Origin of the sequence: Luteibacter anthropi (assembly GCF_023699965.1) — a bacterium.
GTDB lineage: Bacteria > Pseudomonadota > Gammaproteobacteria > Xanthomonadales > Rhodanobacteraceae > Luteibacter > Luteibacter anthropi.
This window is the reverse complement of record NZ_CP077072.1, coordinates 218,686-245,432: the sequence shown is the minus strand read 5'-3', so window position 1 is coordinate 245,432 and position 26,747 is coordinate 218,686. Positions and strand designations below refer to the sequence as shown.

Annotated in this window: 23 protein-coding genes; 21 read left to right on the top strand and 2 right to left on the bottom strand. The window is 66.2% G+C overall.

Going from position 1 to position 26,747, the window contains the following annotated elements; genetic code table 11:
• The first annotated feature begins 23 nt into the window (after window positions 1-23).
• The 16 genes from KR767_RS01135 to KR767_RS01060 all read left to right on the top strand — a co-directional run bounded on the left by KR767_RS01135 (window position 24) and on the right by KR767_RS01060 (window position 19,659).
• On the top strand, window positions 24-1,214 hold the full coding sequence (locus tag KR767_RS01135) for a DUF3142 domain-containing protein (RefSeq protein WP_250877845.1): 1,191 nt from the start codon (window positions 24-26) through the stop codon (window positions 1,212-1,214).
• The gene (locus KR767_RS01130) at window positions 1,211-3,580 is read left to right on the top strand and encodes a hypothetical protein (protein WP_250877844.1); all 2,370 of its coding nucleotides are present in this window, start codon (window positions 1,211-1,213) and stop codon (window positions 3,578-3,580) included. The genes KR767_RS01135 and KR767_RS01130 overlap by 4 nt, the downstream gene beginning before the upstream one ends.
• A 147-nt stretch (window positions 3,581-3,727) precedes the next feature.
• On the top strand, window positions 3,728-4,765 hold the full coding sequence (gene queA / locus KR767_RS01125) for a tRNA preQ1(34) S-adenosylmethionine ribosyltransferase-isomerase QueA (RefSeq protein ID WP_166947311.1): 1,038 nt from the start codon (window positions 3,728-3,730) through the stop codon (window positions 4,763-4,765).
• Between the two features lie 80 nt (window positions 4,766-4,845).
• Entirely contained in the window at window positions 4,846-5,163 is a 318-nt protein-coding gene (locus KR767_RS01120) for an STAS domain-containing protein (RefSeq protein WP_250877843.1), read from the top strand.
• 10 nt (window positions 5,164-5,173) lie between these two features.
• Window positions 5,174-5,536: a response regulator gene (locus KR767_RS01115; RefSeq protein WP_166947309.1), complete on the top strand. Its 363-nt coding sequence runs from the start codon at window positions 5,174-5,176 to the stop codon at window positions 5,534-5,536.
• A gap of 37 nt (window positions 5,537-5,573) precedes the next feature.
• On the top strand, window positions 5,574-7,544 hold the full coding sequence (locus tag KR767_RS01110) for a chemotaxis protein CheA (protein WP_250877842.1): 1,971 nt from the start codon (window positions 5,574-5,576) through the stop codon (window positions 7,542-7,544).
• A gap of 248 nt (window positions 7,545-7,792) precedes the next feature.
• A complete protein-coding gene (locus KR767_RS01105) occupies window positions 7,793-8,305 on the top strand; it encodes a chemotaxis protein CheW (RefSeq protein WP_166947307.1) in 513 nt (170 codons plus the stop codon).
• Window positions 8,306-8,388: 83 nt separating this feature from the next.
• Window positions 8,389-10,092 carry a methyl-accepting chemotaxis protein gene (locus KR767_RS01100; RefSeq protein ID WP_166947306.1) on the top strand — a complete coding sequence of 568 codons (1,704 nt, stop codon included), beginning with the start codon at window positions 8,389-8,391 and terminating at the stop codon, window positions 10,090-10,092.
• 3 nt (window positions 10,093-10,095) lie between these two features.
• Entirely contained in the window at window positions 10,096-10,968 is an 873-nt protein-coding gene (locus KR767_RS01095; protein ID WP_250877841.1) for a CheR family methyltransferase, read from the top strand.
• A complete protein-coding gene (gene cheD, locus KR767_RS01090) occupies window positions 10,965-11,624 on the top strand; it encodes a chemoreceptor glutamine deamidase CheD (RefSeq protein ID WP_166947304.1) in 660 nt (219 codons plus the stop codon). Before KR767_RS01095 ends, cheD begins: the two co-directional genes overlap by 4 nt.
• Before the next feature lie 71 nt (window positions 11,625-11,695).
• Entirely contained in the window at window positions 11,696-12,823 is a 1,128-nt protein-coding gene (locus tag KR767_RS01085) for a protein-glutamate methylesterase/protein-glutamine glutaminase (RefSeq protein WP_166947303.1), read from the top strand.
• 17 nt (window positions 12,824-12,840) lie between these two features.
• Window positions 12,841-14,019 (top strand): methyl-accepting chemotaxis protein, encoded by a 1,179-nt coding sequence (locus tag KR767_RS01080; RefSeq protein WP_250877840.1) that lies wholly within the window; start codon window positions 12,841-12,843, stop codon window positions 14,017-14,019.
• 11 nt (window positions 14,020-14,030) lie between these two features.
• Window positions 14,031-14,336, top strand: coding sequence for an STAS domain-containing protein (locus KR767_RS01075; RefSeq protein WP_208392458.1), 306 nt, complete (start codon window positions 14,031-14,033; stop codon window positions 14,334-14,336).
• A gap of 466 nt (window positions 14,337-14,802) precedes the next feature.
• The gene (locus KR767_RS01070; protein WP_250877839.1) at window positions 14,803-16,557 is read left to right on the top strand and encodes a collagen-like triple helix repeat-containing protein; all 1,755 of its coding nucleotides are present in this window, start codon (window positions 14,803-14,805) and stop codon (window positions 16,555-16,557) included.
• 110 nt (window positions 16,558-16,667) lie between these two features.
• Window positions 16,668-18,338 (top strand): ShlB/FhaC/HecB family hemolysin secretion/activation protein, encoded by a 1,671-nt coding sequence (locus KR767_RS01065; RefSeq protein ID WP_250877838.1) that lies wholly within the window; start codon window positions 16,668-16,670, stop codon window positions 18,336-18,338.
• Between the two features lie 217 nt (window positions 18,339-18,555).
• Window positions 18,556-19,659, top strand: coding sequence for a catalase family protein (locus KR767_RS01060; protein ID WP_166947299.1), 1,104 nt, complete (start codon window positions 18,556-18,558; stop codon window positions 19,657-19,659).
• Window positions 19,660-19,750: 91 nt separating this feature from the next.
• Here the strand turns inward: KR767_RS01060 and phbB are convergent, their stop codons facing one another.
• Together phbB and gluQRS are read right to left on the bottom strand one after the other, a co-directional pair.
• Window positions 19,751-20,491 carry an acetoacetyl-CoA reductase gene (gene phbB, locus KR767_RS01055; RefSeq protein WP_166947353.1) on the bottom strand — a complete coding sequence of 247 codons (741 nt, stop codon included), beginning with the start codon at window positions 20,489-20,491 and terminating at the stop codon, window positions 19,751-19,753.
• A 61-nt stretch (window positions 20,492-20,552) separates the two neighbouring features.
• Window positions 20,553-21,443 (bottom strand): tRNA glutamyl-Q(34) synthetase GluQRS, encoded by an 891-nt coding sequence (gene gluQRS, locus KR767_RS01050; protein ID WP_250877837.1) that lies wholly within the window; start codon window positions 21,441-21,443, stop codon window positions 20,553-20,555.
• 188 nt (window positions 21,444-21,631) lie between these two features.
• Between gluQRS and htpX the strand changes: the two genes are divergently transcribed.
• The 5 genes from htpX (at window position 21,632) to KR767_RS01025 (ending at window position 26,739) form a co-directional block, all read left to right on the top strand.
• Entirely contained in the window at window positions 21,632-22,522 is an 891-nt protein-coding gene (gene htpX / locus KR767_RS01045) for a protease HtpX (protein WP_166947297.1), read from the top strand.
• 212 nt (window positions 22,523-22,734) lie between these two features.
• Entirely contained in the window at window positions 22,735-24,600 is a 1,866-nt protein-coding gene (htpG, locus tag KR767_RS01040; RefSeq protein ID WP_250877836.1) for a molecular chaperone HtpG, read from the top strand.
• Between the two features lie 183 nt (window positions 24,601-24,783).
• Window positions 24,784-25,686, top strand: coding sequence for an AEC family transporter (locus tag KR767_RS01035; protein WP_250877835.1), 903 nt, complete (start codon window positions 24,784-24,786; stop codon window positions 25,684-25,686).
• Between the two features lie 39 nt (window positions 25,687-25,725).
• The gene (locus tag KR767_RS01030; protein WP_250877834.1) at window positions 25,726-26,124 is read left to right on the top strand and encodes an RNA-binding S4 domain-containing protein; all 399 of its coding nucleotides are present in this window, start codon (window positions 25,726-25,728) and stop codon (window positions 26,122-26,124) included.
• 255 nt (window positions 26,125-26,379) lie between these two features.
• Complete coding sequence (locus KR767_RS01025; protein ID WP_250877833.1) at window positions 26,380-26,739, top strand: VOC family protein; 360 nt, start codon at window positions 26,380-26,382, stop codon at window positions 26,737-26,739.
• The last annotated feature ends 8 nt before the right edge of the window (window positions 26,740-26,747 follow it).

Genomic DNA, 26,747 nt, shown 5'->3' with positions numbered 1-26,747 from the left:
CCGCGCGGGGAAGGGCTTGCCGTGTGACGAAATTCGTCCGGACCATGTTGACGCTGGCGGTGCTTGTGCCGCTTGCTGCCTGTCATCGTCCGCCGCCGCTCAGCCACGATGCTTATATCTGGCAGCGGCAATGGACGCCGGGGCTGCGCGATGCCATTGCCGCGTCGGCCGATCTGGTGCGCGACTGGCGGGTACTTGCGGCGCAGGCGGATCGCGACGGTCGTTTCCATGCCTTTACCCCGGACACGGCCTCGCTCGGGGGGCGTCCCGCTATCGCCGTGATACGCATCGATGGACGCCTGGCCCGTTTTGACGCGGATGATCTCGTCGACCGCATCGACGAGGTGCGCAAGCGCTGGCCGGCAGTGGTCGGGGTCGAGATCGACTATGACTGCCCGACGTCGCGGCTGCCGGCTTATGCGGATTTCTTGCAGCGGTTGAAACAACGGCTGGGCAAGACGCCGCTTTCCATCACGGCCTTGCCTACCTGGCTGGGGTCGGCGGATCTGAACGCGTTGCTGGCGATTCCCGATGAGTCCGTATTGCAGGTGCATGCCGTTCAGGCGCCGCAGGCCGGACTCTTCAATCCCGACGTGGCGTCACGCTGGGTCGCTGATTTCGCGAAGCGGACGCGCAGGCCGTTCCGGGTGGCGTTGCCGACGTATGGTTCGCGGGTGAGCTGGAATGCCGATGGCTCGTTGCTTGCGGTGGAGAGCGAATCCGCCGCCCTGGCGGCGGGTGCCGTGGCTTCCGAACTGTATGCCGCGCCGGCCACGGTGCTGGCGTTCGTGGAGTACTTGCGCGATCACCGGCCGCCCCGGCTTGCCGGTATCGTCTGGTTCCGGTTGCCTACCGTTGAGGATACGCGGGCCTGGAGCCTTGCCACCTGGCGTGGCGTGGTCAGCGGGCATCTCGAAACCGAACCGGTGAAGGTGTCGCTGAGCGTGGCCGGGCCGGATCAACCCTCCGACGTCATCATCGAGAATCCCGGTGCCGTGGATGCCGAGGCGCCGGTACGCGTGGATCTGCCGGCAGGTTGTACGCTGGCCGACGGTATCGATGGTTATGCATTGAAACGTACCGGCGAATCGCTTTCGCTTGTCGCGGTGCAGGCACGTCCTTTGCCTGCGCATGCCTCCCGTCCCATTGGCTGGGCGCGCTGCGCGCCTGGTACTACCGTATCTCTTTCAGCCCAAGGAAAGCCCGTTTCATGATGAAGCCCTCCACGCTCGCGATCGGTTGCGCCATCGCCTTTGCCGGCGCGGTTGCCTGGGCCTGCGGCCCGGACTTCCCGTCGCAGATGCTGGACAACCGCGCGGCCACGCTTGCCGCCGTACCGCAGAACACGTTCGCTTTCGAGGCGGCGCACCTGTTGCCAGCCACCGATAGCCTGAAGGCAGTCGAGTCCGGTCCTTATGATGCGGAGCCGAAGGCCGGGCCCGATCTGCCGGCGGATCAGGCGGAGAAGGTGAAGTCCCTGATGGCGGCAGGTTCGGGTGACGAGGCTTATTCGGCCGGTGCGGGTCTGCCGGAGGATGTGCGGCTGTATGCCGCCGGTGCCGTGGACTGGAACCTTGCCATGAAGGCTTGCGCACCTGCGTCCGACGCGGATGGCAACGCGGGCGGTGGCGGCGATGCGTCGTGCACCACCTTTGATGGCGGTGCGCTCAATCGCGCGCAGGCGCGGTTCGAAGCCGTGCTGGCGCTGCCACAGGATCAGGCCGTGCGGCGGGGCGCATGGGCCGCATACATGCTGGGTCGCTCGCATGCCTTGCGTGCCGGACACGCGAACGGTGCGGGTTTTACGACGGAGCGCGATGCGTCGGCGAAGGCGTTCCAGCAGGTGCGTACTCGCGTACTGGCCGGGGCATCCGATGCGCAGGGGCTGGCAGTGGCCAGTTTTGGCGAGGAGGCCGCGCTCAGTCTCTATGTGGATGGCAAGCCATGCATGTGGGTGGATTTCGTCAATGATCGCGAATGCGTGGCGAAGCTGGCGCCGGTCGATCTGAAGCACGCCATCGCGCTTTATGCCGCGCAGGCCGGTCACGGTTCGCAAAGCGCCGTGCAGTCGCTGGCGTCGATCGCGGGCGCGGTGCTGGGGCATCCGGAGCAGGTGGCGGCGCTGGTGGATGGGCCGGTATCGCAGCGTCTGCTGGTTACGTATGCGCTGGCCCGCGTTGCGCCGCAGACGGCGGATGGTAAGCCGGAGCCGGTGCTGGTGACGCTTGTCGAGGCGCTGGCGAAGGTGGCACCCGACAAGATCGCCTCCGCCGATCGACTGGCTTCGCTCAACTATCAGCTGGGGCGCTATGACGACGCGGGGCGTCTCGTGGCGAAGGCCGACGGTCCGCTGGCCGCGTGGGTGCGTGCAAAGCTCGCGTTGCGCAAGGGCGATCGTGATGCGGCGGCGCGTGCCTATGCCGAGGCCGCGCAGGCGTTCCCGCGCGTGGACGATCCGAAGGCTTCGCTTGAACCATCGAGTATCGAGCAGGTGATGGGCGAGCGTGGCGTGTTGTCACTGGCGCGCGGCGAGTATGTCGAGGCGATGACGCGCATGTACGAGGCCGCGACGAACGTCGGTGGCGATGGCAATGTGTATGACTACGACGGTGAGGTATCCGGGGCCGGTTATGGCAACGACATGAACTACATCGCCGAGCGCGTGCTCACGGTGGATGAGTTGAAGTCGTTCGTGGATGCGCATGCGCCGGCATCGCCGCCTCCAGCGACGAAGCCGGACGACAAGGACGCGCCGTACCAGCCATTGCCTGTGAATGATCGCCTGCGATGGCTGCTGGCGCGTCGGCTTATGCGTGCGGAGCGTTATGACGATGCCTATGCGTACTTTCCGCAGGGCATCGACAAGCGTTTCTCCGACGTCGATCTGCGCGCCACGGCGAAGGCCTATGCGGAAGCTCTGCACGATGGCGATCATGCCTGGACGGACATCGGCAAGGCCGAGGCACGCTACACGGCCGCGAAGATCGCCCGTGAGCACGGCATGGAGCTGATCGGCTACGAGCAGGGGCCTGACTACGCCGACAACGGCGGCAATTTCCAGGGTGGCAGCGGCCAGTCGATGGATTCGCTCAAGGGCGACGACGTGACCGAAGGTGAGCGCCAGCGATTCCAGGCCAGCGCGGCGCAGCCGGATCGTCGCCTGCACTATCGCTATCTCGCCTCCGACAAGGCGGCATCGGCCGCCGACCTGCTGCCGCCGCGCTCGCAGGCCTTCGCGGCCAGCCTGTGCATGGCCACCCACTGGATGCTTGAAGGGCCGCCGGATTACAGCGAAGCGGATGATGGCGATACCACCAAGCCGCTGAACGAGCGGCAGCGCCGGGCGAAGGCGTACTACGCCCGGTATGTGAAGCAGGGGCCTTACGTGGAATGGGCCGATTCGTTCGGCTGGAACTGCGAGGAGCCGGATTTTGCCAGGGCGCGCGAGTTGAAGCGGGCCGAGCAGATCGTGGCGGCGAAGCGCTTCGTGAGGCACTGGCTGCCAGTGGAAATCGGCGTGATCGTCCTGCTCCTGGCCGGCATAGGCTGGCGCATCACCCGCCGCCGCAAGCCCATGTAGGAGCGCGCCTGCGCGCGACCGGTTGTCGCGAAAATCGGCAACCTTCCGTGTGGAACGGTCGCGCGCAAGGCGCGCTCCTACAGGGGCGGGGCAGGCGGGGGCCGATTGCGCGATAATCCCCTGCCTTGTGCACCACCGGCCTGCTCCGTGAAGAAATCCGACTTCGACTTCGAACTGCCCCCCGACCTGATCGCCCAGGCTCCCCTGGAGCGGCGCTCGGGCAGCCGGCTGCTCGTGCTCGACGTGCCGGGGCATAGCAAGAAGGACCGCAAGTTCTACGAACTGCCCGACATGCTCCAGCCGGGCGACCTGCTGGTGTTCAACGACACCCGCGTGCTGCCGGCCCGTCTTCACGGCCACAAGGAGTCGGGCGGGGCGGTCGAGATCCTGATCGAGCGGGTCACCGGGGCCCACGAGGCCCGGGCCCAACTCGGCGTCAGCAAGAAACCCAAGGAAGGCGGCCGCATCATCCTGGCCGACGGCAGCCTTATCACGGTGCTGGGGCGTGACGGCGAGTTCTTCCTGCTGCGCTTCGAGGGCGACGAGCCCCTGGAGCGCGTGCTGTCCCGCCTGGGCGAGATGCCGCTGCCTCCTTATATCGAGCGCGGCGCCGATACCTCCGACAAGGAGCGCTACCAGACCGTGTTCGCCCGCGAACCCGGCGCGGTGGCGGCCCCCACGGCCGGCCTGCACTTCGACGAAGCCCTGCTGCAACGCCTGCGCGACCGTGGCGTGGACTTCGGCTACGTCACCCTGCACGTGGGTGCCGGCACCTTCCAGCCGATGCGCGCCGAAGACGTGCGCGACCACACCATGCACCGCGAATGGCTCAACGTGGGCGCCTCGCTGGTGGAGAAGATCCGCGCCACGCGCGAGGCCGGTGGCCGCGTGGTGGCCGTGGGCACCACGGTGGTGCGGGCGCTGGAAAGCGCTACGGTCGAGGGTGTGCTGCGCCCGTTCGCGGGCGAAACCCAGATCTTCATCTTCCCCGGGTACCGCATCACCAGCATCGATGCGCTGATCACCAATTTCCACCTGCCACAGTCCACCCTGCTGATGCTGGTGTCCGCGCTGGCGGGCAAGGATGCGATCCTCGATGCCTACCGCTACGCGGTGCTCCAGCGTTACCGCTTCTTCTCCTACGGCGATGCCATGCTGATCCTGCCGCCGCCCCGGCCGGCCTAAAGCTTTCCCATGGGCGGCCGATAAGCCTGCCGAACACCTCCCCGGGGCAGTGTGTGCCGGGGGGTTCGACGGTAGGGATCATGGCCAGGAAATCCTCCAAAGACAGCGGGCGCGCGACGATCGCGCTTGACGCGGACCTGCGCATCGGCGCGGCTCCGGCGCTCCGTGACACCTTGCTGGCCGCCCTGGGCGGCGGCACACCCGTCGAACTGGACGGCACCACGGTGAGCCAGGTCGATACGGCCAGCCTCCAGGTGCTGGCCGCGTTTTCCCGCGACGCACGCGCGGCTGGCCTGGCGGTCAGCTGGACCGGTGCGAGCGACAGCCTCCGGCGCGGCGTGACCGTGCTGGGCCTCCACGAATTGATTGAACTGCCGGCGCCTGCCGGCGTGAACTGAAGGTGCACCGATGGCAAAGATTCTTGCGGTAGACGATTCGGCTTCCATGCGCAGCATGGTCGCCTTCACCCTGCGCGGCGCGGGCCACGATGTGGAAGAGGCCGACAACGGTCGTGCGGCGATTGACCAGGCCAACGTGCACAAGTTCGACCTGGTGCTGGCTGACGTGAACATGCCCGTGATGGACGGTATCTCGATGGTCCGCGAAATGCGCACCATGTCCGGCTACAGCGGCGTGCCCATCCTCATGCTGACCACCGAGTCGGACACCAACAAGAAGATGGAAGGCAAGGCTGCCGGTGCCACCGGCTGGCTGGTGAAGCCGTTCGATCCCGACCAGCTGCTGGCCACCGTCGCCCGCGTGCTCGGCTGATCCATCCCACGACGTTCGGTCTCTTCAGGGTTCCACCATGTCCAAAGTCGATCTGGCGCAGTTCCACAAGGCCTTCCACGAGGAGAGCCTCGACGGTCTCGACGCCATGGAGCAGGCGCTCCTTGCGTTGGACGAGGGTGCCGACGATCCGGAGCTGATCAACGTCGTGTTCCGTGCCGCCCATTCCATCAAGGGCGGCGCGGCCACCTTCGGCTTTGCCGACGTGGCGGCCTTCACCCATGTAGCCGAAAACCTGATGGACGAGGTCCGCAGCGGCCGTCGTGCGATGGAAAAGGCCGTGGTGGAGCTGCTGCTGCGCTCGGGCGACATCATCCGCGACATGCTTTCGTTGCAAATGGCCGGCCAGTCCGGTGCCACGGCCGAAAGCCAGGCATTGCTGGCCGAGCTGTCGGCCATGGTGTCGGGCGGTTCTGCGGCTCCCGCGGCCGCGAAGCCGGCCGCCCCGACCGAGACGGTCGAAGGCTGGGACATCGCCTTCCGTCCGTTCGACTACCTGCTGAAGTCGGGTAACGACCCGGCGCGCATGTTCCGTGAGCTGGAGGCCCTTGGCCCCCTGACAACCACGGTGGATGCCTCGACGCTGCCATCGCTGGCGGACATGGATCCGACGGCGTCGTACCTTGCCTACCAGTTGCGCCTTGATGCCGGTGCCAGGCGCGCCGCCGTGGAAGGCGTGTTCGACTGGGTCGATGGCGACTGCGAACTGACGGTGACTCCGCGCGTGGCCGCTGCGCCGGCCCCCGTGGTGGCGGCGGCCGCGCCCGCTCCGGCCGCGCCGCGTGCCGTGCGCGAGGTGGCGACCAACACCGAGGCCAGCTCGGTTCGCGTGGGCATCGAGAAGATCGACATGCTCATCAACCTGGTGGGCGAGCTGGTCATCACCCAGGCGATGCTGAGCCAGTTCAACGATGGTGTGCCCGCCGCGCAGCTGGAAATGTTCCGTCACGGCCTCGGTCAGCTGGCGCGTCACACGCGCGAGATGCAGGAGAGCGTGATGAGCATCCGCATGCTGCCTATCAGCACGGTGTTCAACCGTTTTCCGCGTCTGGTCCGCGACCTGGCGCAGAAGCTCGACAAGAAGGTGGTGCTCGACCTGCGCGGCGAGACCACCGAGCTGGACAAGACGGTGCTGGAGAAGATCGGCGATCCGCTGGTCCATCTGGTCCGCAACGCTATCGACCATGGCCTGGAGGGGCCGGACAAGCGCCTTGCCAGCGGCAAGTCGGATACCGGCACCCTGCGTCTGGAAGCCTTCCATCGCGGCGGCTCCATCGTGGTGGAAGTGGCCGACGACGGCGCGGGCCTCAATCGCGATGCCATTGTCGCCAAGGCCATCCAGCGCGGCATCATCGCCTCAGGCGAGGGCATGTCCGACGACGCCGTGGCCGAGCTGATCTTCGAGGCGGGTTTCTCCACGGCGGCGGCCACAACGGATCTTTCCGGTCGTGGCGTCGGCATGGATGTGGTCCGCCGCAATGTAATGGACCTGGGCGGCACGGTCGGCATCCGTAGCGTGCAGGGGCAGGGCACCACCTTCACCATCACCTTGCCGCTCACCCTCGCGATCATCGACGGCCTCACGGCTGCCGTGGGCGGCGAGACGTATATCGTGCCCCTGGTCTCCATCGTGGAATCGGTGCAGGTGAAGACCGACGCCGTGCGCAGCGTGGTGGGCGGCGGCGAGCTGTTCCGGTTCCGCGAGGACTGGCTGCCCATCGTGCGCCTGTACGACGTGTTCGGCTGCGACGGCCAGCGTCTGGGTGTGGAAGAGGGCATCGTCATCGTCGTGGAGGCCGAGGGCACCCGCATCGGCCTGTTCGTGGACGAGCTCATCGGCCAGCAGCAGGCCGTGGTGAAGTCGCTGGAAGCCAACTACCGCCGCGTGGCGGGTATTTCCGGCGCCACCATCCTCGCCGACGGCTCGGTGGCCCTGATCGTCGACGTCACCGGCCTGGTCCGCATGCAGACCCGCCGCAAGGCCGCCTGAGCAAACCCTGTAGGAGCGCGCCTGCGCGCGACCGGCACAGGGCGCCCCCCACACGGCTCCGCACCACCCCCTGTAGGAGCGCGCCTGCGCGCGACCGGTATTGGCGTAGATGTTGTCTTTCGCGAAAACCGGTCGCGCGCAAGGCGCGCTCCTACATTAAAGAGAAAGGGCTCAAGTCCGGGCGGTTGCTGCCGATACCCATGCCGAAGGGGGCCATAGGCTCTGTATCGATTCGCCGTGGGAAGGACATGAACCAGCCAGCCAGCACCGTCGCCGCGACCGCCGAGGCCGCGCAGTACCTGACCGTCAACCTCGGCAACGAGGAATACGGCGTCGATATACTCGCCGTCCGCGAGATCCGTGGCTGGACGCCCGTCACCCGTATCCCGCAGGCCCCGTCCTACGTACTGGGCGTGCTCAACCTGCGCGGCGCCATCGTGCCCGTGCTGGACCTGCGCCTGCGCTTTGGCCTCACCCGTGAGGAATACACCGCCACCACCGTCTGCGTGATCGTGATGGTGGCCGGCCGCCAGTTCGGCATCGTGGTCGATGCCGTGTCCGATGTGGTGGAGGTCGCCCCCGGCGGCGTCCGCCCGGTGCCCGACATGGGTACCACCGTCGATACCGAATACCTGAAAGGACTCACCTCCGTCGGCGAGCGCATGGTTCTCCTGCTCGACGTGGACCGCCTGCTTCAGCCGCAGGACGCACAGATGCTGGAAGCCGCGCTGGCTTCCGCCGAAGCGAAAGCCGTCGCCTGAGCGTAAGAACGCCGGCGGGGGGGAGCCCGTTCGGTGTGTGAAGCCTGGACCGCCCTTGCCGCACCTTGACGATTGGAACCGTGATGAAGAAGTTCAACTTTAAGATTCCCGCCCTGACCATTCGTGGCCGCCTCTATGGCGTGCTCGGGCTGCTCACGCTGATGTTGTTCGGCGGTGCGGCGGTGGGTCTGGGTGCCATGCACTTCCAGAATGAAGGCATGCGCCAGATTTACGAGGAAGAGCTGGTTCCGTCGGAGCTGCTGAGCCGGATCAACACCGAATCGCTGATGTCGTTCGTGGTGCTGGGCGAGGCGGCCGCCAAGGTCGGCAGCCCCGACCAGGTGAAGCAGAAGATCGCCGAATTCCAGAAGTACCAGACGGAGATGGAAGGCAACAAGGCCGTCTTCGTGAAGGTGCCGATGTCGGACGACATCAAGAAGCTCTTCGCCAAGTGGGAGTCCACCAACGACGACTACGCCTCGGCCAAGAACGACATGGTGGATGCCCTGAACCAGGGTGACCAGGGCGCCACCGACGTGCTCGAGCTGCAGGTCCGTCCGTTGCTGATGGATCGCCAGTCGCAGCTGGGCAAGCTCATCGAAGCCAAACGCGACGAAGCCTCGAAGATCTTCGACAAAGAAACCTCGCAGTACAAGACGATCCGCACGCTGTCGATCGCCTCGCTGATCATCGGCCTGGTGATCTGCCTTGCCATCGCCGTACTGGTCATCCGCTCGATCATCCGCACGCTGTCGCACACCGTGTCGGTGGCCCACGAAATCGCCGCCGGCAAGCTCGGCCACGATATCCAGGTCACGCGTAACGACGAACTGGGCCAGCTGCAGTCCGCCTTCCGCGCCATGGACGATCGTCTCGCCGCCATCGTCACCGAAGTGCGCCACGGTTCCACCTCGGTCAGCACGGCGGCGCAGCAGATTTCGCGCGGCAACGACGATCTCTCGCAGCGCACGCAGGAACAGGCTTCCAGCCTGGAAGAAACGGCCTCGTCGATGGAGGAAATGACCTCCACCGTGAAGCAGAACGCCGAGAACGCCAGCCACGCCAACCAGCTCGCCCGCGGTGCCCGCGAGCAGGCGGAGAAGGGCGGCGAAGTGGTCGCGCAGACCGTCGTCGCCATGCGCGAGATCAATGCCTCGTCGAAGAAGATTTCCGACATCGTCAGCCTCATCGACGAAATCGCCTTCCAGACCAACCTGCTGGCGCTCAACGCCGCCGTGGAAGCGGCGCGTGCGGGCGAGCAGGGCCGTGGCTTTGCCGTGGTCGCCACCGAAGTGCGCAACCTGGCCCAGCGTTCGGCCGGTGCCGCCAAGGAGATCAAGGGCCTCATCAACGACAGCGCAGGCAAGGTCAAGGCCGGTTCGGAGCTGGTGGACCAGTCGGGCAAGGCGCTCGCCGAGATCGTCGACAGCGTGAAGAAGGTGACGGACATCGTTGCCGAGATCGCCGCCGCCAGCTCGGAGCAGTCGGCCGGTATCGACCAGGTGAACCACGCCGTGCTGCAGATGGACGAAATGACCCAGCAGAACGCCGCGCTGGTGGAAGAGTCCGCCGCTGCCGCCCGTGCGATGCACGAGCAGGCCACGGAACTCAGCCGCCAGGTGTCGTTCTTCCAGGTCAGCGGCCAGGCCGCTGCCCGCGTGCAGCGCAAGGACGCCACCCAGGTCGAGATGGAAACCGTGTTCGCCTCCGTGCGCAGCAGCGCCCCGGCGCAGCGTCCGTCCCGTCCGGTGGAATCCGCCGACAACGGCGTGTGGAAGGAATTCTGATCGATGGCCGCGCTCGCCAACAACGGCGATGCCGTCGTGCTGGCGGGCGCCACCGGTCCGTCCCTGGGTGACGCCGATTTCGCGTTCCTGCGCGATTTCGTGCTCCAGCACTGTGGCATCTCGCTGGGCGAGCACAAGCGCCAGCTCGTGCAGGGACGCCTGTTGCGTCGCCTGCGCGCGCTGAACCTCTCCGGCTTCGGCGCGTACTGCGACCTGCTGCGCAGCGATCCGGACGGCGAACTGGGCGAGCTGGCCAGCTGCATCAGCACCAATGTCACCTCGTTCTTCCGCGAGATGCATCACTACGACCTGCTGGTGGACGAGTTGCTGCCCCGCTGGCTGGCTGAGAAGAAGGGCGGTCGCCTGCGCATCTGGTCGGCCGGTTGCTCCACGGGCGAAGAGCCTTATGCGCTTGCGATGGTGCTGGCCGAGGCGCTGGAGCGCAACGGTTCGTCCATCGACGCGAAGATCCTCGCCACCGACCTGTCGCCGCAGGCACTCGACGTGGCGCGCAAGGGTGTTTACCCGGTGGATCGCCTGGGCGGTGTCGACGAAGCCCGCCGCAAGCGCTGGTTCCAGCGCGGTGAAGGTGCCTACGACGGCTATGCCCGCGTGCATCCGCGCCTGCGTGAGCTGGTGACGGTGCAGCCGCTCAACCTGCTGCACGAGTGGCCCATGCAGGGCCAGTTCGATGCCATTTTCTGCCGCAACGTGGTCATCTATTTCGACAAGCCCACGAAGCAACGCCTGTTCTCCCGTTATGCCGGCATGCTGGAAAGCCGCGGCTATCTTTTCCTCGGGCACTCGGAATCCATGTACGGACTGTCCGAGGACTTCGACCTGATCGGCCGCACGGTCTACCGGAAACGCACATGAGCGACACCTTCGTCGCGCAGCCCCGCACTTTCGTGGGTTTCGACCCGAAGAGCGTGCTGCCCGGCTTCGAGCACGTGCGCCGCTTCTGGGATCCTGCCCAGGAAGTGGTGACGGTAAAGATCCTGCCTGGCGAGTACTACGTCAGCGTGCAGGAAGAAATGATCTCGACCGTGCTGGGGTCGTGTGTCTCCGCCTGCATCCGCGACACGCGCCGGCGCATCGGCGGCATGAACCACTTCATGCTGCCGGAGCCCACGGGCGAGCGGGACGGCTGGAGCTCCACCGTGGGCCGCGCGGCGCGCTACGGCAACGACGCGATGGAACAGCTGATCAACGCCATCCTGAAAGCGGGCGGCCGTCGCGACGACCTCGAAGTGAAGATCTTCGGCGGTGGTCGCGTGCTGTCCACGATGACCGACATCGGCCAGCGCAACATCGCCTTCGTGCAGCGGTACATCGCCACGGAGAAGCTGAAACTGTGCGCGGCCGACGTGGGTGATATCTATCCGCGCCATGTCCAGTTCTTCCCGGTGAGCGGCAAGGTACGTGTGCGCCAGCTGCGCGCCGTCCATGACACTCATCTCGCCGATCGTGAGAAGCGATACCTCAAGCGATTGGCCGACGATCCGATAAAGGGAGAGGTGGAGCTCTTCTGACGCTCCATCTTGCGTTTCACGATCCGGTCGGCTTGCCGACAAGGATGTCCAGCCACTCAGCGGCAGAGCCCATGCAGAAAGTACGCGTTCTCATCGTCGACGACTCGGCCCTGGTTCGTAAGGTGCTGACCGCCATGCTCGAATCCGATCCCGGAATCGAGGTGGTCGGTACGGCCCCGGACCCGCTGATCGCGCGTGAGAAAATCAAGGCGCTCAATCCCGACGTGCTCACGCTCGACGTCGAGATGCCGCGCATGGACGGCCTGACCTTCCTCGAAAACCTGATGCGCCTGCGGCCGATGCCCGTGGTGATGGTGTCCACGCTGACCGAGCGCGGGGCGGACGTCACCCTGCGTGCGCTGGAATTGGGCGCGGTCGATTTCTTCACCAAGCCGGCCGCCGATCTGGCCAACACCTTCATGGACCACGCGCCGGACATCTGCGCGAAGGTGCGCCTCGCCGCGGGCGCGCGTCCGCGCGAGCGCACGGCAGTGAACAAGATCGACGTTACGAAGCTCGATGCGGCCAGGCTGGAGGTGGCTCCGCGCCTGTCCGCCGACGCGGTGCTGCCGCGCGCGCAGTCGGCCGGCACCCGTGGCGGCATGCGGATCATCGCCATCGGCGCGTCCACGGGCGGTACCGAGGCTATTCGCGTGGTGCTCGAAGCCATGCCGCCCACCGCGCCGCCCATCGTCATCACCCAGCACATCCCCGCCGCCTTCAGCGGCCCCTTTGCCGCGCGCATGGATACCTGTTCCGCGATGAAGGTGTGCGAGGCCCGCGACGGCCAGCCCATCCAGCCCGGCCACGCCTATATCGCCCCCGGCAGCCAGCATCTGCTGGTGATGTGGGACGGCGCACGCCACGTCTGTCGCCTGCACGACGGCCCGCCGGTAAACCGGCACAAGCCGTCGGTGGACGTGCTGTTCCGTTCCATGGCCGCCAGCGTCGGCGCCGCCACCATCGGCTGCCTGCTGACCGGCATGGGCGACGACGGTGCGCGAGGCCTCGGCGAGTTGATGGAAGCCGGCGCACCGACCCTGGTCCAGGACGAGGCCAGTTCGGTCGTCTGGGGCATGCCCGGCGCTGCCTGGAAAGCCGGCGCGGCCAGCGAAATGCTGCCGCTGGACGCCATCGCCGCGCGCCTGCTCGCGCTTGCCCATACACCCGTTTCCGCCGCCGCACGCGTCGGCACCTGATAACCGAGAAGTTCATCATGGTCATTCCCAAGAACGAACGCAGCATCGGCTTCGCCGCCAGCGGCGTGGCGCTGGTCCTGGTCCTCGTGTTCCATGTGGCCTGGGTCGCCCCGGTCGTGGTGGCACTGCTTACCGCGACCTGGATCGCCATCAGCCTGCGTCCGGCACCGTTGCCGGCCGTCGAGGTGGTGCTCAACAGCTCGTCCAGCGAGGAAGCCTCGGTACGCGAGGCCATGGAAGACGTGCGCAGCGCCATCGTGGACGAACTGGGCCACGCCAGCCGCGAACTCAACCAGGCCCTCGACCTGCTGCGCGATGCCGTGGCCGAACTGGGCGGTGGCTTCAACGGCCTGTCGCAGAAGACCGGCAAGCAGCAGAAGCTGCTGAGCGAGATCATCGAGAGTGGCGGCAAGGGCATTTCGGTGCAGGACTTCGCCTCGCGCACCGCCGGCCTGCTCGAACACTTCGTGGGCCTCATCGTGCAGCTGTCGCGCGAAAGCCTGCGCATCGTCTACCGCATCGACGGCATGGCGAAGGAAATGGACGCCGTGTTCGCCCTGCTGAAGAACGTGAACACGATCGCCGAGGAAACCAACCTGCTGGCGCTCAACGCAGCCATCGAAGCGGCCCGCGCCGGTGAATCCGGTCGTGGCTTCGCGGTGGTGGCAGGCGAGATCCGCAACCTCGCCCAGCACAGCAACCAGTTCAACGAGAAGATCGGCACCCACGTGGAGCGTTCGCGCACGGCGATGGAACAGCTGCGCGAGCTGGTGGGCCACATGGCCTCGCAGGACATGAACGTGGCGCTGCAGGCCAAGGGCGACATCGACGAGATGATGTCGAACATCACCGAGACCAACGCACGCACCAGCGCCGCCGCCGACGAGGCCGCCACGATCAACCGTGGCCTCGGCAACGACGTGTCCACCACCATCCGCTCGCTGCAGTTCGAGGACATCCTGAGCCAGCTGCTGCACCAGACGCGTTCGCGCCTGGTCGATCTGCAGGAGATCACGGCCGACTGCACCCGCGATATCGAAGAGCTGGCCTGCGCGCCGGCCGACGCCAACGAGCTGGCGAGCCGCGCCCAGCGCGTGCGCACCCGCCTGGCCGAGCAGCGCGAACGCGCCCGCCTGCGTTCGCGCGGACCTGCGTTGCAGCAGTCCATGGCTGCCGGCGACATCGACCTGTTCTGAAGGGATAACCCATGGCGATCAACATCCACCACGATACCGAGCAGGGCTGCCTCACCCTTCACCTGGGCGAGCGCTTCGACTTCTCGATCCACCGCACCTTCCACGACGCCTGCCTGGGCGACGTGGCGGCCGTGCGCAGCTACGTCCTCGACCTGGAAGACGTTACCGCCATGGATAGCTCCGCGCTGGGCATGCTGATGCTCCTGCGCGAACACGCCGGTGGCGACCGCGCCGACATCCGTCTGGTCAATGCGAACCCGCAGCTGCGCAATACCTTGCGCATCGCCGGCTTCGACAAGCTTTTCACCGTGCACTGACGGAACCGACACCGAAAGGGATGTCACGGAGACGTCCCGGAAGACCTGGCGCGCCTGTCTGGCGCGTTGGGTTTTCCGGGGCGTTTTTTTGATTTTGGGGTAGGGGTCGCCTGATCGGTCGCGCGCAAGGCGCGCTCCTACAACCTAGCCCTACCGGTCGCGCGCAAGGCGCGCTCCTACAACCTAGCCCTGTAGGAGCGCGCCTTGCGCGCGACCGATCAGGCGATACCCCTCGAGAAAATCAATTTAACCATTTCAATCGAACGTCTTTCCGCCCGCTGCGACGCCCCTGAACAACTCTCCGAATTTGCACAGAACAACCCCTGCCGCTAGCCAATTTTGCGTAATCCGTCTTTCGCGCCAGGCGTTTGATGGAGACAAGGATGTGACGTGGGTCACAGTCCTCGAATCGCTCCCACATGGCAGGGGGGCACTACCCAGAACGCAACGCGTTCAGGAGTGAATCATGAGCGAGCAGACATTCGGCAAGGTTTTTACCCGCACTTTGTTGGCCAGTTGCATCCTCGCGGCCATGGTCTCGATCACCGCATGCAGCGGACACAGCTCCACCCATTCCGGTGGTGGCTCCGGTGCGACGGTGAATCCGAGTGGTGCCGGCGGGTCCGGCGGAAGCAGCGATAACGGCGGCGGTTCCGGCGGGTCGGGTAGCGGTGGCACCGGCTCGGGTGACAACGGCGGTTCCGGCTCCGGCGGCACCGGCTCCAACGGCGGTGGCGGCAGTAATGGTGGCGACGGCACCAACGGCGGTGGCGGCACCAATGGTGGAGGTGGGACCAACGGCGGTGGCGGCACCAATGGTGGCGGCGGGAATAACGGCGGTGGTGGTAACAACGGTGGAGGCGGGAATAACGGAGGCGGTGGCAACAACGGTGGAGGCGGCAACAACGGAGGCGGTGGAACGACACCCACCCCGCCGCCCAGCAACGCCGTTGGCGCCGTGAGCACCGGCCTGGGCAACATCATTTCGGCCGTCGGCGGCACCGTTTCCGGCGTTGGCAGCCAGATCCCGGCCATCACGGCACTGGGTGGCACCAGCGGCCTCACCACGTCGCTCGGCGGCGTCGTCGGCGACCTCGGCAATGCGGTGACGGCGCTTGGCAACGGCGTCACCAACGGCCTCGGACAGACCGGCAACATTTCCAACCCGGTGGGCGTGACCCTTGGCAGCACGGACAACGTCGTCACCGATGTAGGCAAGGCGGTGAACAACGTCGGCGCCGGTGTCAGCAGCGTGGGCGGCGGTACGCCAATCAGCCCGATCACGGCCACGGTCGGTACCGTCGTGGACAAGCTCGGTACGGGTGTGCAGCAGCTGGGTGGTCAGCTCGGCGGAGCCCTCGGCTCTTCCGGCGGAACGACCCTGACCCAGACCCTGAGCAGCGTCGTGACGCCGCTCGCCGGCGCACTGGGCAGCAGCGCCAGCCCGGTGAACTCCGGCAACCTCGTGGCAGCGGCGGGTTCGGCGGCCGGTGGGGTGACCGGCGGCGTCGCCACGGGCATCAGCAACCTCGGTGCGCAGGTCTCGGCCACCTCGGCGCCGGGTGCGGCAGGCGGCGTGACCTCGCTGGCCGGCAACCTGCTGTCGAATACCGGCGGCACGCTGGGCGCGCTCAGCACGACGCTCAACACGGGTGTCGGTGCGGCGGGTGGCGCCAACGCGACGATCGCGAATACAGGCACCGGCCTGGGCAATACGATCAACGCGGCAGCGACCACGGTGTCCGGCCTGACGGCGTCGGGCAGCCCGCTGGCCGCACTGTCGCCGGTGACTACGCCGGTGGCGAGCCTGCTGAACAACACGGCCAGTACCGTGGCGACGATCACGTCCGCCAGTTCGCCTGCCGCCGCCGTGACCCAGCCGGTGAACAATCTGGTCAACCAGGTCGCCAATGCCACGGGCCTCACGGGCGCCAGCGGCGGTACCGGCAGCGGCACCGGCGGGGCGGCCAACGTGGTCAGTGCGCTCACCAGCACCGTGGCCTCCACGGTCAGCAATACGGTAGCGACGGTCAGTAATGCCGCAAATGCTGGGACCGGAACGGGGGGCGGCGCGCAGAATGCAGTCAGTTCCCTGGTGGGTGGTGTGGTCAGCGGCGTGAGCAACACGGTCGGGTCAGTGGCCGGTGGCACGAGCAGCACGGGTGGCAGTGTCGACGTGGGCGCGGGCCTCGGCGCGGTGCTGGGCATCAAGAAGCACTAGGGATGGACCGGAGCAGGTGGCGCGATGCGCCACCTGCTCCCGGGTAGTGGGATCCACCGATGGCGTCGACCGGGCAGGGCGACGTTCGTCATCGTTTGCAGGGAGAACCCATGAATCGATGGTTCGGCTGCCTCGCTGGCATCACCGTCGTATGTTCCGCCCAGGCGCAGGTTCGCGTCCCGGCCAATCCACTGCAAACCCTTCCGCACGTCGAAGTCCCCAAAGAGGCGCCCGCGGTCAAGGTCAACGTGCAGGCTCCGACCCAGGCCATGGAGGCCTTGCTCGCCAGCCGGATCACGCCATCCCGTTTCGATGTGAGCGGGGTGAAATCGATTTCCTTCGACAAGGTCGCCGACGTCTTCTCGCCGATGCGCGGGAAGGAAGTGACGGTGCGCGACCTGATCGCCGCCTGCGACAAGGTCACGGCGATGTACAAGCAACAGGGCTATGCGCTGTCGTTCGCCTTCGTGCCGTCCCAGGATTTCGCCGGTGGCGTCGTGCACATCACGGTGGTGGAAGGCTACGTCGCTGATGTGCAGATCAAGGGTGACACGGGCAACATGGACAAGCGCATCCGCGCCATGGCCCGGCACCTCGTCGACGAACGTCCGCTGCGACAGGAGACCTTCGAACGTTACACCCAGCTTCTGGGCATGCTGCCCGGCGTGAAGGTGGCGGCCAACGTACCGGCACCCACGACCACCGACGGTGCAACGCGGCTGGATCTCGATGTCACCCGGCAGCGCTATGACGCGAGTTATGGCGTCGATTTCAACCACCCCGGTACTCAGGGCGTGTTGTCGCTGCAGGAGAACGGACTCACGCCACTGGGTGAGCAGCTGAGCATATCGACGCTGATTCCCAATGGTGGCGGGCAGCGCTATTACGCGGCGACCTGGCTGGAGCCGATCGGTTCGCGTGGCTGGCAGGCCAAGGTGGATGCCAGCCGCTACTGGGGCAACCCGGATACCGACAACAGCCAGCTGCCGTCGTACCTCGATCATCGACTGAGCCAGAGCAAGCTGGCGCTTTCCACCAGCTATCCGATCATCCTCACCAACACGAAGCGCCTGAACCTGACGATCGGTTTCTATGGGTCGAAACAGGACGACCGTTATCACAACGTGGATACCGGGGCATTCATCGCGTTGCAGTCGAACGTGCGCGTACTCAATGCAGAGCTGGCATGGCTGAAGATCGCCGAGAAACACACGGAGCAATTCAGCTTCGCCGTGGCACATGGTTTCGACGGCATGGGGGCTTATTCGCGGGCACTGACCAATGTACCGGGAGGCGTGTCGGTGGCGCTGCCGGACACCACGTTCACCCGCTACATGATCAATGGGCTGTGGTCACAGCAGCTGGGGCACAAGTTCGGTGCCGTGTTCCGGCTGACGGGCCAGTACAGCAAGGATTCGGTGCCGTCGACGGAGCAGATCAACTTCGGTGGGCCGAGCTACGCCTATGCCTATGATCCCGGCGATGCGGCCGGCGACAGTGGCTGGGGTGCATCGGCGGAAGTGAATCGGGCGTTCGTGTCAGGCGATACGTGGGTGAAGTCGATCGTGCCGTACGTGGCGTATCAGAGTGCGCGCGTCTACCTCAACGGTGCACGGCCGCTGATCAACCATCTCGACTCGGCGGCGGTTGGCGTGCGTTTCTCCGATGCGAAGCACTACACCATCGATCTCGCCCTGGCCAAACCCACCGGCGACAAGCCACCGGAAAGCACCACCCGCGAGAAGCGCTGGAACCTGACGTTCAGCTATCGCTTCAAGTAATAGCACGCCTGCGCGCGACCTCACCCACCGGTCGCGCGCAAGCACGCTCCTACAAAAGCGGGGAAGATCGCGCCTCGCGCGACCGCACTCTCCTGTAGGAGCGCGCCTCGCGCGCGACCGGACAGGCAGCTTCGCTCAAGTCGCGCGACCGCACGCTCCTACATGGAGTTCACGTGGGCGCGGCGACGATCTTCCGATCCCGTCCGGAGGTCGTGCCATGCCCTTGTCGCTTCATCCCGCTCCGATCCTCTACAACGATGCGCTGGAGCACGTCGGCGACGATGAAGCCGAGACGGCCGAGGAATTGATCGAAACCCTCACCGGCATCAACACCACGACGCTGGAACACGAAAAGCACGCCTACCGCTCGGTACATGCGAAGAGCCACGGACTGCTGACCGGCGAACTCATCGTCCCCGGCGACCTGCCCCGGGAACTGGCGCAAGGCATCTTTGCCAGGCCCGGCACGTGGCCCCTCGTGATGCGACTGTCCACGATTCCCGGCGACCTGCTTGACGATAGCGTGTCCACCCCGCGTGGCATGGCGGTGAAGATCGTCGGTGTGGACGGCGAGCGTCTGCCGGGTAGCGAAAACGACGTCACGCAGGATTTCGTGCTGGCCAACGGCCCGGCATTCAAGGCGGCGACGGCGAAGAAATTTTCCGGCTCGCTGAAGCTGGTGGCCGCCACCACCGATCGTGCCGAAGGCGCCAAGAAGGCCCTTTCCGCCGTACTGCGTGGTGCAGAGCGCGTCGTCGAAGCCTTCGGTGGAAAGAGCTCGACCTTGCTGGCCCTCGGCGGGCAGCCGGAGACACACCCGCTGGGCGACACCTATTACAGCCAGGCACCGCTGCGTTTCGGCGATTACGTGGTGAAGCTGTGCATTGCACCGCGTTCGCCGAATCTCACGAAGCTGACCGGCGCGCATGTCGAGGTCAACGGACGGCCCGATGGCCTGCGCGAGGCGGTGCAGGAACACTTCGCAGCGCAGGGAGGCGAGTGGGACGTGCGTGTGCAATTCCTGACCGACCCGGAGACGATGCCCGTCGAGGACGCCTCGGTGCCATGGCCGGAAGAAAAGAGCCCATACATCGACGTGGCGCGTATCGTGCTGGCGCCACAGCCTGCGTGGAACGAGTCACGTCGACAAGCCATCGACGATGGCTTGTCATTCAGCCCGTGGCACGGCATCGCCGCACACCGGCCGCTGGGTTCCGTGATGCGTGCGCGCCGGCTGGCCTATCAGGTGATGGCGAAGTTCCGCGCGCACCACAACAAGGTGGATATCCGCGAACCCCGCGACATCGCAAACCTGTTGTAGGAGCGCGCCTTGCGCGCGACCGGACTGTGCGATGAGCCCCATGGGTTTCGTGAGGACCGGTCGCGCGCAAGGCGCGCTCCTACAGGGGCGTTTACCAGCCCATGTAGTGGCCGCCGTTGATGGCCAGGTTTGAGCCGGTGATCCAGCTGGATTCCTCGGAGGTGAGGAAGGCCACCGCGTGCGCGATTTCATCCGGACGCCCGAGGCGGCCGACAGGAATCTGCGCGACGATCTTGGCGCGAATATCTTCCGGCACGGCCATCACCAGATCCGTGCCCACGTAGCCCGGCGATACGGTATTCACCGTGATACCGAAGCGGGCGTTTTCCTGCGCGAGCGAGATCGTGAAACCATGCACGCCGGCCTTGGCGGCGGCGTAGTTGGCCTGGCCGTACTGGCCCTTTTGACCGTTGATCGAGCTGATCTGAACGATGCGACCCCACTGGCGGGAGCGCATGCCCTCGATGACCGGGCGGGTGACGTTGAAGCAGGCGTTGAGGTTGGTGTTCACCACCTCGGTCCACTGCTGGTAGTCCATCTTGTGGAAGGTGGTGTCGCGGGTGATGCCGGCGTTGTTGATGAGGATCTCGACCGGACCGGCCAGTTCCTCCACGCCGCGGATCATGTCCGCCGCCGAATGGGGGTCGGAAACGTCACCCTTGACCATCACCACGTCGATGCCGTCGCGGATCATGTCCTCGCGCCATGCCGCGGCCCTGGCGTCGTCGCGGTAGTTGGTGGCCACCCGGTGGCCCTGGCGGGCAAGGTAGCGCACGATCGCCGTGCCTATGCCCCCGGTGCCGCCGGTGACCAGCGCCGTGCGTTGCGTGATGCCGTGCTTCATCCCAGCCGTGTCCCGTAATGGAGTGGCCCGCGTGGCGGGCAAACGATTTTTATAACGCCGGTGCCGGGGTAAGACTACTGCGGCGAAGCGCCGCAGGCTGGAATCCGTTCAGCGCCGAGGCCAGCAGGGCCCCGGGACTGTCCCCGGCGTCGCCTGCCGGCATGCCCAGCCATGCCAGGGCCCGTCGGAGGGCGGGCAGCGGATCGGTCGGGTCCACCGGTAGCGACGCGGCCGACTTGGACAGCTTGCGGCCCTCGCCATCCAGTACCAGTGGCAGGTGCAGGTAGCCGGGCGACGTCAAGCCGAGAACGCGTTGCAGATAGATCTGCCGGGCGGTGGATTCCAGCAGGTCGGCTCCGCGCACCACGTGGGTGATGCCCTGGTCGGCGTCGTCCACCACGCAGGCCAGCTGGTAGGCCCACAGGCCCTCGACGCGGCGGATGACGAAGTCACCTGCCACGTCACGCAGGTTTTCCTCCTGAGGGCCCTGGAGTTCATCGGTCCAGCGCAGCGTTTCGTCCGGCACCCGCAGGCGCCAGGCAGGCGGACGTTGCGGATCAGGTGCCGCCACACACCGGCCGTCGCGATGGATACCCCCATGCGGGGCCAGGTCGGCCCGGCTGCACCAGCAGGGGAACACCTCCCCGGCCTCGCGAAGGCGTTCGAAGGCGGTCTCGTAGAGGGCCTGGCGACGGGACTGGTAGACCACCGGCTCATCGGCATGCAGGCCGAAGGCATCGAGGGCGGCGAGGATGCCTGCGGCGGCGCCGGGAACCTCGCGTGGCGGGTCGATGTCTTCCACGCGCAGCAGCCAGTCACCACTGGCATGTCTTGCCACCAGCCAGCTGCCGACGGCGGCCACCAGCGAACCGAAGTGCAGGGCGCCGGTGGGAGAGGGGGCGAAACGCCCGCGATAGCGCGTGCGGGTAGACGGATCCAATGGTGAGACGTTTCTCAGCGCGAGTGGGACGCGAAGCAGACAGTGTAGGACACGGCTTCATTCGCTGAACGGCGCCATACCGGGACGGGCGCGCTTGTGGGTACATCGGGCATTGAATCGTTCAGCCTAAGCCCCGAAAACTGCATCCGGGCGGCGCCACATAGACAGCCGTCGTGAGAGAGAACCCCATGTTCAAACGTATTGCCCTGTTCATCGCGACCAACCTCGCGGTCATCTTCCTCCTCAGCGCGGTCTGTCACCTGCTTGGTATCGACCAGTGGGCTGCCCAGCGCGGCATGGGCCTTGGCGGCCTGATCGTGTTCGCTGCCGTGTTCGGCATGGGCGGCGCGTTCATCTCGCTGGCCATGTCCAAGTGGATGGCGAAGATGTCCACGGGCGCCAAGGTCATCACCACGCCGAGCAACGAAACCGAGCGCTGGCTGCTCGACACCGTGCGCCGCCACGCCGACAAGGCCGGCATCGGCATGCCCGAAGTGGCCGTCTACGACGCGCCGGAAATGAATGCCTTCGCCACGGGCATGACCCGCAACAGCTCGCTGGTGGCTGTCAGCACCGGCCTGCTCCAGCAGATGGACCGCGAGCAGGTCTCGGCGGTGCTGGGCCACGAGATCGGCCACGTCGCCAATGGCGACATGGTCACCCTGACCCTGATCCAGGGCGTGCTCAATACCCTGGTGATCGTGCTGGCCCGCATCGTGGGCCGGGTGATCGACAGCTGGCTGTCCGGCGGTCGCGAGCGCGACGGCGAGGGCGGCATCGGCTACTTCGTCACCGTGATGATCCTGCAGATCATCTTCGGCCTGTTCGCCTCGATGATCGTGATGTGGTTCTCGCGCTGGCGCGAGTTCCGGGCGGACGCGGCCGGCGCCAACCTGGCAGGCCGGGCCTCGATGATCTCGGCCCTGCAGCGCCTGTCCGGCAACCACGGCGACACCACGCTGCCGCAGACCATCCAGGCCTTCGGCATCTCGGGCCAGCTGGCCTCGGGTTTCAAGCGCCTGTTCATGAGCCACCCTCCCATCGAGGAGCGCATCGCGGCGTTGCAGAACGCCCGCTGATCAAAAGGCCGCCCCCGAGGCGGCCTTTTCTTTCCTGTAGGAGCGCGCCTCGCGCGCGACCGGGTGGGCCGCTTCGTTTCAGGTCGCATGGGTCATCCGCTCTCGTTGATCCCGGTCGCGCGCAAGGCGCGCTCCTACAGGGTGCCCCGCTTTTGTCGTGCGCCCGGCGCCCCCATAATCCGGTGTCTGTCCCATCCTGAAGGAACGGCATCGTGAGCCAGGAAACCCGTAAGTTCGAAGCCGAGGTCGCCCAGGTCCTGCACCTGGTGACGCACTCCCTCTACTCGCACAAGGAAATCTTCCTGCGCGAGCTGATCTCCAACGCGTCCGACGCCTGCGACAAACTGCGGTTCGAAGCGCTGGCCGATGCCAGCCTCACCGCCGACGACGCCGACCTGCGCATCCAGATCACCTGGGACCCCGAGGCCCGCACCATCAGCGTGCGCGACAACGGCATCGGCATGACGCGGGACGACGTAGTGGCCAACATCGGCACCATCGCCAGCTCCGGCACCCGCCGCTACCTCGAAGCGCTGTCCGGTGAGCAGAAGGCCGACGCGCGCCTGATCGGCCAGTTCGGCGTGGGCTTCTATTCCGCCTTCGTGGTGGCCGACAAGGTCACCGTGATCACCCGCCGCGCAGGCCAGCCCACCGGGAGCGGCGTGCGCTGGGAAAGCGACGGCAAGGGCGAATACACCCTCGAAGAAACCAACGTCACCGAGCGCGGCACCACCGTGGTGCTGCACCTGAAGGCCGACGAGGACGAATTCCTCAAAGCCTGGCAGCTGCGTTCGCTGGTGAAGAAGTACTCCGACCACGTCGCCTTCCCGATCCGCATGCCCAAGGAAACCGACGGCAAGCCGGACCCGACCGAATGGGAGACGATCAACTCGGCCTCGGCCCTGTGGGCCCGCTCGAAGAGCGAGATCAGCGACGACGAGTACAAGGCCTTCTACAAGGCCCTTGGCCACGATTTCAACGACCCGCTCGCCTGGACGCACAACCGCGTCGAAGGCAGCCAGAGCTTCACCACCCTGCTGTTCGTGCCGGAGCAGCCGCCGTTCGACCTGATGATGGGCGGCCGTGACGAGCGCAAGGGCCTGAAGCTGTACATCAAGCGCGTCTTCATCATGGACGCCGCCGAAGAGCTGCTGCCCAACTACCTGCGCTTCGTGCGCGGCGTGGTGGACGCCGACGACCTGCCGCTCAACGTGAGCCGCGAGATCCTCCAGCAGAACCGCCAGCTGGACAAGATCAAGGGCGCCTGCACGAAGCGCGTGCTCGATCTGCTGGAAAAGCTCTCGCGCGATGAGCCGGAGAAATTCGCCGGTTTCCTGTCGGCCTTCGGCAATACGCTGAAGGAAGGCATCGTCGAGGACGCCTCCAATCGCGAGCGCATCGCCAAGCTGCTGCGTTTCGCGTCCACCAAGGGCGAAGGCGCGGCGAAGACGGTGTCTTTCGACGACTACATCGGTCGTATGGTCGTCGATCAGGATGCCATCTGGTACGTCACCGCCGACAGCTATGCGGCGGCCGCCGGTAGCCCGCAGCTCGAAGCGCTGAAGGCCAAAGGCATCGAAGTGCTGCTCATGTTCGACCGTGTCGACGAGTGGATGCTGGGTTACCTCAACGAATACGAAGGCAAGCGCCTGCGCAACGTCGCCAAGGGCGAGTTCCCGCTCGACGAAGCCGACAAGGCGAAGCAGGAAGCGGCAACCAAGGAAGCCGAACCGCTGCTGGAGCGCGCAAAGACACTGCTGGGTGATCGCGTCGGCGACGTCCGCGTGTCCGCCCGCCTCACCGACTCGCCGTCGTGCCTGGCCCTGGCCGATTACGAGATGGCCCCGCACCTGGCACGCCTGCTGCGCGAAGCCGGCCAGGACGTGCCGGACAGCAAGCCGGTGCTCGAAGTGAATCCGGAGCACGCGCTGGTGAAGCGCCTCGCTGCGGAAACAGACGACGCGAAGGCCGGCGATCTCGCCAGCCTGCTGCTGGAGCAGGCGGAAATCACCGCCGGCGCCCAGCTCGCCGACCCCGCTGCCTTCGTGCAACGCATGAACCGCGTCCTCCTGGGCTAAACGCCTCGACCTGCTTTTGCCGGAGCGCGCCTCGCGCGCGACCGGCCGAAGCAAAACGCGCCGAACGCGCTCTTGCAGGAGCGCGCCTTGCGCGCGACCGGTATCGCGATAAGCAACCTTTTTGCGATACCGGTCGCGCGCAAGCACGCTCCTACAGGAAGTGCTCTGGTATGTTCCGGGGCCATGTCAGCCCTGCTCATCCTCTTCACCTGCCTTGCCCTCGGCATCCTGGCCCGCCGCTACGCCAATCTGCCCGATGGCATCGTGCAGGGCATCAACTGGTGGGTGCTCAACGTCGCCTTGCCGGCGCTGGTACTCGCCCTGGTGCCGCAGGTGCCGCTGGACTCGCACCTGTGGTTTCCCGTGGCGGCGATGTACGTCACCTTTTTCGGCGCATGGGCCGTCTTCGCATCACTGGGCCGCGCCTTCGGCTGGTCACGGCACCGCATCGGCTGCCTGATCCTCGTCTGCGGACTGGGCAACACCTCGTTCATGGGCTATCCGATGATGGAAGCCATGCACGGCAAGGCCGGCCTCTCCATTGCCGTCATCGCCGACCAGCTCGGCTGTTTCCCGCTGCTCGCATCGGCCGGTATCGTGGTGGCCTCGCTTTACTCGGGCAGGGCGACCTCGGCGACGGCCATCGTGCGCCGCGTATTCACCTTTCCTGCCTTCCTGGCCTTGCTGGTGGGCATCCTCGTCGGCGTGGCAGGCGGTTGGCCGGTCGCCGTGGACAAGGTACTGATGCAGCTCGGCCAGACGCTGACGCCGCTGGCGCTGTTCTCGGTGGGTCTCCAGTTCCGCCTGCATCTGCAACGCGAGCAGGTCGGAGCGCTCGTTGCCGGACTCGGCTGGAAGATGCTGCTGGCACCGCTGCTCATGCTGGGCATCGGACTTGCCGCCGGTGTCGGTGGCCTCACGCTGACGGTGGGCGTGCTCCAGGCCGCCATGGCACCGATGATCTCGGCGGCCATCCTTGCCGACCAGCATGGCCTCGAACCGCGGCTGGCCAATACCGTGCTTGGTGCGGGCATCCTCCTTTCGTTGCTGACGATTTCCCTGGGCAATGCGCTCCTGCCGGCCTGACGCTTGGGATCGGGCGCCAACGGCCTCACACTTCCCCGCATGACCGAACACACGACCAATGCCGGCGTACGCGCCGATGTGTGGCTCTGGGCCGCACGCTTTTTCAAGACCCGCAGCCTCGCGAAGGAGGCCATCGACGGCGGCAAGGTGGAGCTCAATGACGCTACCTGCAAGCCGGCCAAGACCGTGCAGATCGGCGACACCTTGAAGGTCACCCGGGGCGAGGAGCGCCTGACCTGTGTCGTGGCGGCACTGTCCACCAAGCGTGGGCCGGCGCCCGAGGCGCGCAAGCTGTATGAGGAAACCGCGGCCAGCATCGCGGAGCGCGAGCGCCAGCGGGAGGACCGGCGTCTTACCGGTGGGGCGTTGCTGCGGCCGGATTCGCGGCCAGACAAGCGGTCGCGGCGGTTGATCCAGGATTTGAAGAAGCAGCTTTAGGTGGTGGGCCTGGATTGTTGGTTGGCGTCGGATGGCTTGCGCAGAAGCGGCAGGTGGCGAGATAGCGCAGAGATGGGTGGTTTGGGGCGGGATTGGCGTTGATGGCTGGCCGGTCGCGCGCGAGGCGCGCTCCTACGAGGGGGTGCGATGTCAATCGTTTCGTGTTACTTGTGCACGGTGCGCTGGTCACCCGGGGAGTGAACGCCCGGGTTGTTTTCGTTTTGTTGCCCGAGCGCAGGCCGGGTGCAGCAGGAGATGCAGGTGGGGAAGGAACGGATCGACTATATCGAGCTCAATGTCGCCGACACGGGGCGCAGCAAGCAGTTCTACGGCGACGCGTTTGGCTGGAAGTTCACGGATTACGGTCCGCACTACACCGAGTTTGACGATGGCCGGATGAAGGGTGGTTTTGCCGCGGGTTCACAGGTGGTCACCGGTGGGCCGTTGGTGATTCTTTATGCCGAGCATCTGGAAAAGACCCTGGAGCAGGTCACGAGTGCCGGGGGCAGCATCGCCAAGCCGATCTTCGAGTTTCCGGGCGGGAGGCGCTTTCACTTCCGCGATCCGGACGGCCATGAGCTGGCCGTATGGTCCGATAAACCGAACCCCCTGTAGGAGCGCGC

Coding starts and splice junctions, on each gene's coding strand:
- KR767_RS01130 (WP_250877844.1), top strand. CDS start 1,211: ATGATGAAGCCCTCCACGCTCGCGATCGGTTGCGCCATCGCCTTTGCC.
- KR767_RS01120 (WP_250877843.1), top strand. CDS start 4,846: ATGGCCAGGAAATCCTCCAAAGACAGCGGGCGCGCGACGATCGCGCTT.
- KR767_RS01115 (WP_166947309.1), top strand. CDS start 5,174: ATGGCAAAGATTCTTGCGGTAGACGATTCGGCTTCCATGCGCAGCATG.
- KR767_RS01110 (WP_250877842.1), top strand. CDS start 5,574: ATGTCCAAAGTCGATCTGGCGCAGTTCCACAAGGCCTTCCACGAGGAG.
- KR767_RS01105 (WP_166947307.1), top strand. CDS start 7,793: ATGAACCAGCCAGCCAGCACCGTCGCCGCGACCGCCGAGGCCGCGCAG.
- KR767_RS01100 (WP_166947306.1), top strand. CDS start 8,389: ATGAAGAAGTTCAACTTTAAGATTCCCGCCCTGACCATTCGTGGCCGC.
- KR767_RS01095 (WP_250877841.1), top strand. CDS start 10,096: ATGGCCGCGCTCGCCAACAACGGCGATGCCGTCGTGCTGGCGGGCGCC.
- cheD (WP_166947304.1), top strand. CDS start 10,965: ATGAGCGACACCTTCGTCGCGCAGCCCCGCACTTTCGTGGGTTTCGAC.
- KR767_RS01085 (WP_166947303.1), top strand. CDS start 11,696: ATGCAGAAAGTACGCGTTCTCATCGTCGACGACTCGGCCCTGGTTCGT.
- KR767_RS01080 (WP_250877840.1), top strand. CDS start 12,841: ATGGTCATTCCCAAGAACGAACGCAGCATCGGCTTCGCCGCCAGCGGC.
- KR767_RS01075 (WP_208392458.1), top strand. CDS start 14,031: ATGGCGATCAACATCCACCACGATACCGAGCAGGGCTGCCTCACCCTT.
- KR767_RS01070 (WP_250877839.1), top strand. CDS start 14,803: ATGAGCGAGCAGACATTCGGCAAGGTTTTTACCCGCACTTTGTTGGCC.
- KR767_RS01065 (WP_250877838.1), top strand. CDS start 16,668: ATGAATCGATGGTTCGGCTGCCTCGCTGGCATCACCGTCGTATGTTCC.
- KR767_RS01060 (WP_166947299.1), top strand. CDS start 18,556: ATGCCCTTGTCGCTTCATCCCGCTCCGATCCTCTACAACGATGCGCTG.
- htpX (WP_166947297.1), top strand. CDS start 21,632: ATGTTCAAACGTATTGCCCTGTTCATCGCGACCAACCTCGCGGTCATC.
- KR767_RS01035 (WP_250877835.1), top strand. CDS start 24,784: ATGTCAGCCCTGCTCATCCTCTTCACCTGCCTTGCCCTCGGCATCCTG.
- KR767_RS01030 (WP_250877834.1), top strand. CDS start 25,726: ATGACCGAACACACGACCAATGCCGGCGTACGCGCCGATGTGTGGCTC.
- KR767_RS01025 (WP_250877833.1), top strand. CDS start 26,380: ATGCAGGTGGGGAAGGAACGGATCGACTATATCGAGCTCAATGTCGCC.